Origin of the sequence: Streptomyces sp. SM1 (assembly GCF_002910825.1) — a bacterium.
Taxonomy (GTDB): domain Bacteria; phylum Actinomycetota; class Actinomycetes; order Streptomycetales; family Streptomycetaceae; genus Streptomyces; species Streptomyces okerensis.
The window spans coordinates 1-4,535 of sequence record NZ_NEUB01000272.1; the positions used below are offsets into that span (position 1 = coordinate 1).

The 4,535-nt window shown below is 73.9% G+C and carries 6 protein-coding genes and 1 tRNA gene; 2 read left to right on the forward strand and 5 right to left on the reverse strand.

Features of this window, described 5'->3' with window-relative positions; translation table 11 throughout:
• From B9S61_RS06405 to B9S61_RS06420, 4 genes are all read right to left on the reverse strand, one after another.
• On the reverse strand, positions 1–627 hold a 627-nt coding region (locus tag B9S61_RS06405; protein ID WP_103541347.1), incomplete at its 3' end, for a DedA family protein.
• Between the two features lie 217 nt (positions 628–844).
• Positions 845–1,042: a zinc ribbon domain-containing protein gene (locus tag B9S61_RS06410; RefSeq protein WP_103541338.1), complete on the reverse strand. Its 198-nt coding sequence runs from the start codon at positions 1,040–1,042 to the stop codon at positions 845–847.
• A gap of 37 nt (positions 1,043–1,079) precedes the next feature.
• Complete coding sequence (locus B9S61_RS06415; RefSeq protein WP_103541340.1) at positions 1,080–2,456, reverse strand: hypothetical protein; 1,377 nt, start codon at positions 2,454–2,456, stop codon at positions 1,080–1,082.
• Positions 2,457–2,584: 128 nt separating this feature from the next.
• The gene (locus B9S61_RS06420) at positions 2,585–3,376 is read right to left on the reverse strand and encodes a DUF4097 family beta strand repeat-containing protein (protein WP_103541342.1); all 792 of its coding nucleotides are present in this window, start codon (positions 3,374–3,376) and stop codon (positions 2,585–2,587) included.
• 280 nt (positions 3,377–3,656) lie between these two features.
• On the opposite strand from B9S61_RS06420, the gene B9S61_RS06425 reads away from it, so the two are divergent.
• Positions 3,657–3,728: transfer RNA gene (locus tag B9S61_RS06425), tRNA-Val, on the forward strand.
• A 61-nt stretch (positions 3,729–3,789) separates the two neighbouring features.
• Here the strand turns inward: B9S61_RS06425 and B9S61_RS06430 are convergent.
• The gene (locus B9S61_RS06430; RefSeq protein ID WP_103541344.1) at positions 3,790–4,137 is read right to left on the reverse strand and encodes a hypothetical protein; all 348 of its coding nucleotides are present in this window, start codon (positions 4,135–4,137) and stop codon (positions 3,790–3,792) included.
• Positions 4,138–4,254: 117 nt separating this feature from the next.
• On the opposite strand from B9S61_RS06430, the gene B9S61_RS06435 reads away from it, so the two are divergent.
• Positions 4,255–4,488: a DUF2277 domain-containing protein gene (locus tag B9S61_RS06435; protein WP_103541346.1), complete on the forward strand. Its 234-nt coding sequence runs from the start codon at positions 4,255–4,257 to the stop codon at positions 4,486–4,488.
• Positions 4,489–4,535: the final 47 nt, after the last annotated feature.

Here is a 4,535-nt window from a genome sequence, read left to right on the forward strand (position 1 = left end):
CCGCATGACCACGAACACCAGCACCGCCAGCGCGGCCGCCCCGAGCGCCACCTTCGAGTACGCCGAGGCGATCGCGGTGACCTGCTCCCATTTGTCCCCCAGCGCATAGCCCGCCAGCACGAACGCCGTGTTCCAGATCGCGCTGCCCAGCCCGGTCAGCCCGAGGAAGACCGGCAGCCGCATACGCTCCACACCGGCCGGTACGGAGATCAGACTCCGGAAGACCGGGATCATCCGGCCGAAGAACACGGCCTTGGTCCCGTGCCGCAGGAACCACGCCTCCGTCTTCTGGATGTCGGAGACCTTCACCAGCGGCAGCCGGCCCGCGATCGCCACGGTCCGCTCCCGGCCGAGCAGCGCGCCCACCCCGTACAGCGCGAGCGCGCCGACGACGGAGCCGAGGGTGGTCCACAGCAGCGCCTCGAACAGGCCCATCCGCCCGCTGCTCACGGCGAACCCCGCCAGCGGCAGGATCACCTCGCTGGGCAGGGGCGGGAAGAGGTTCTCCAGCGCGATCGCGAGACCGGCCCCGGGGGCGCCCAGGGCGTCCATGAGGTCGTTGACCCACTGCGTCCCGGCGCCCCCGCCACCGGCCGCTGTACTGGTGAGCGCTGCCATGGCTGTCATGCCCCCACGCTAGAACGCGAAGCTGAAGAGACCCTGAAGGACGTCCGCCACGCACTCGCGGGGCCCCGCACGCCCGGTCCCGTCCCCGGGGGCGCTGCCCCGGACCTCCGCTCCTCGAACTCCCCCAAAGGGGTGCCCGCAGTGGGGCTGACGTCCAGCCCTTCCGGCGTCGGAGCCCCGGGTCAGGGGCGGCCGGTGCCGGAGTGGGCCGTGGCGGTCAGCCGCAGCCGCCGCCGCAGCAGCCGCCGCCCGTGGACGGGGCGGGGGCGGTGCCGCCCACCGCGACCGTGGAGAGGAGCTTCACCGTGTCGTCGTGGCCCCCCGGACAGGCCGCGGGCGCGGAGGACTCCGCCATGGGGCGGCTCAGTTCGAAGGTGGCGCCGCAGGTCCGGCAGCGGTACTCGTAGCGAGGCATGGGCACAGGTTAACCGGGCCGGCCGCCGTCGTGCCGGTCACGCGGCGCCGCCGCCCCGTTCCTCGCGGATCTGCGCCACCACCCGGCCCACCGTCGTCCGTACCGCCTCCGTCTCCGTCAGGAAGTGCCAGTAGTCGGGGTGGCGCCCCTCCAGACCGGTGACGGCCCGCTCCAGCCGGGCCACGGCGTCGTCCAGGGGCCGGGCATGGCGTGGGTCGGGGGTGTTGCGGCCGGCCATCGCGAGGCGCTGGGCGTCCCGGATGGCGAACCGGGTGCGTTCGATCTCCTGCTCGGGGTCCTTCTGCACCGCGTTCAGCCGCCGCAGCCGGTCACCGGCGGCCGACACCGCCTCGTCGGTCGTGTTCAGCAGTGCCCGCGCGGTCGACAGCAGGGCGGTCGCGTCCGCCCAGCGCTGCTCCTCGCGGGCGGTCCTGGCCGCGGTGAGCCTGCTCTCGGCCTGCCTCACGTTCTCCGCGGCCTCGTCGGGGACGCCCTGCAGGTCCTGCCAGCAGGCGGCGGTGAAGCGGCGGCGCAGCTCGCTGAGCACCGGCTCGACCTGTCCGGAGCGGGTGGTGAGCGCCTGGGCGCGGGTGCGCAGGGAGACCAGCCGGCGGTCGATCTCGGCGGCCCGCTCCGGCAGCCGTTCGGCCTCGGCGCGGACCGCCTCCGCCTCGCGTGTGACGTGTTCGGCCCGCTGCAGGGTCTCCGGCACGCCGTGCTGCCCCGCGCCCTGGTTCAGCCTGGTGAGTTCCGGGGAGAGTGCGGCGAGCCGGGCGGCGAGGTCGTCGGCCCTCAGCCCCGGGCCGCGCGCGGTGTCGAGGGCGTTCGAGGCGGCGAGCAGTGCCTGCCGGGCCCGTTCGACGGCGGGCGCGAGCCGGGCCAGCTGCGTCTCGGCCTTGCCGAGGAGGGGGCCGAGCCCGTCGGTGAACCGGTCCAGCTCCTGCTTGACCCGCCCCAGCTCCTCCTTGGCGGCGGTCAGCTCGGTGCGCGCCCGGGAGGCCGCCGACGCCTCCAGATCGTCCCGGTCCAGGTCGTACGCGTCCACGGCGTCGATGTACCGGTGGCTGGCCTCGTCGATCCGCCGGCCCAGCGCCTCGAAGTCGGACACCGCGCGGCGGGCGGCGGGCGAGGCGTCGACGGCGGTGATCGTCTCGATGGATATCCGCAGATCGCGCTGGGCCGTGTCCAGTTCGTAGAACGCGGCCGCCGCAGCGTCCTTCGCGGCCTGCGCCTCCGCCCGCTGGTTCTCGGCCCGCCCGCCGAACCAGCGCCGGGTGCCGCCGCCGGCGAACGCGGCGGGCAGCACCAGTGCCAGGGCCAGCGGCAGCCCCACGACGACGAGGGCGTCCCGCAGGGGCCCGGGAACCAGGCCGGGGCGCCGCCCCGGCGGGAGAGAAGGTACGGCGCGACGCATGCGAGGCACGCGCGGCTCCGACGGTGAGTACGACCGCGCTGGTGTCGCCGTCACATCCCTCTCCCGTACTGTCGTTCGCCCTGCCCGGTGCCATTCTCCCACCGGTGAAGGACGAACACACGGGCCCGTCAGTTCGCTGTGCGGACCGTGAGATTCCCGTCGCCGGTGCGGGCGGTCACTTCGTGGGTGCTGGAGTCGTCGCGCGGCACGGACACGTCCTCGCCGCCGTCACCGGTCTCGGTGTCCACCCGGTAGGTGGCCCGGGGCAGTTCGATGGTCAGGGAACCGTCGCCGCTGCGGGACTCCACCAGGTCCGGCACGACGCCGAGTTCGAGGTGGACCGAGCCGTCGCCGCTGTGGGCGCGCACCGTACGCGAGGAGACCTCCGCGTGCACGGATCCGTCGCCGGTGCGCAGCTCGAGAGGGCCGGTGGAGTCGGTGACATGGACGGAACCGTCCGTCGTACGGATGCGCAGCGCGTCGCGGAAGCCCGTGGCCCGCACGGTGCCGTCCTTCTCCCGGACCTCGACGGCCACACCGCGCGGCACCTCGACGCGGTGCCTGGCGTCGCAGTCGACGATGAGGCCCGAGCACTTCTGGCGCAGCACCAGCCGGTCGCCGTCCATGGACCAGGTGATCTCCGCGTCCGAGCCCATGACGACCCTGCCCCGGAACCAGCGGGTGACCTCGATCCGGTCCGAGGGGCGGTCGTCCACGGCGACGATCTCGAGGTCGGAGTCGTCCGAGTCGATGGTGAGGGTGCTGCCCGGCAGCGCGAAGGAGCGGCGGTCGGGCTCGTCGTCCTCGGTCGCCGACGACCCGCAGGCACTCAGACCCGCGAGCAGCACCACGGCCGCCCCGGCGAGGGCGAGAGCACGCGTCCGTGCGGTGCGGGCGGTGGTGCGGGACGTACGGGCCATGACGGTCTCCCCCTGGGACGTGCGGTGGCGCCCGGCAGTCGCGTTCGAGCGTTCTTCGACCGTACGGACGCCGGACCCGGCGGGGGATCCGGGTCGCCACCGGATCCGGGGTGGGGATATCCCCCCGGGGTTCCTCCGGGGCTTCCCCGGGGCGGCCCCGTGCGGACCCGGGGGGTGGCCGCCGCCCGGGCCCTCGCCGGACCTCGCGATACGGGTTTGCCGGTCCGTGCCACGGCCCGTGTAGGCTGTCGACTCGACCTGGGCGCATGGCCCGGGTCCCGGGTGCGTAGCTCAGGGGTAGAGCGCCTGCCTTACAAGCAGGATGTCGGCGGTTCGAAACCGTCCGCGCCCACCGTGACCGACGGCCCCCGGAGACTCTCCGGGGGCCGTCGTCGTGTTCCGCCGCCCTGCGGCTAGTCGTCCTCGCTCTCCGGAACGTCGCCGTGACTGTGCTTGAGCCGGGAGCGGGCGTGGATCCGGTCGGATCCGGTGACCGCGGCCCAGTAGCGGTGGGTGCTGACGAACACCGCGAGCTCGTGCTCCCGCTGTCTGAGCTTCTCCACCTCGGCCTGCTCGTCCTCGGTCCAGCCGGGCGAGGCGGGGCGCTCGACCTTGCGCCAGCCGTTGTCGTCGCTGAACCCGTCGAGGGGTTCGACCGACCAGGGGAGCCGCTTCAGCAGGGCCGACAACTCGGTCCGGACCTGATGCAGTTCCTCCTGACCGGCGAGGAGGTCACTCGGAAAGTCATAGGTCGCAGCCACGGTGCAATGATACGCCTGTTCGATTTTGGGTGGCGAGTCGCGCAGGCGAGTCGCCGAGGTTTCCGTGGGATCCGTTTCCGCCGTGACGGGAGGAGGGCCGCGCGTCACACTGGGGGCATGTGCCGGAGTATCAAGACCCTGCGTCCGCCCGTACAGCCCGAGGAGGCCACGGAGGAGGAGATCCGGGCCGCCGCCCTGCAGTACGTGAGGAAGGTGTCCGGCTTCCGGGAGCCGGCCGCGCACAACCGCGAGGTGTTCGAACGGGCGGTGGACGCGGTGGCGGAGGCGACGGCGGAGCTGCTGGCGGACCTGGAAGTGCGCGGGAGCGCCGCGCGGCGGGTGGCGGGGTGACCGGCCCGGGGCCTGTCCGAGCCGGGCGGGGGGTGTGGCACGGCCCG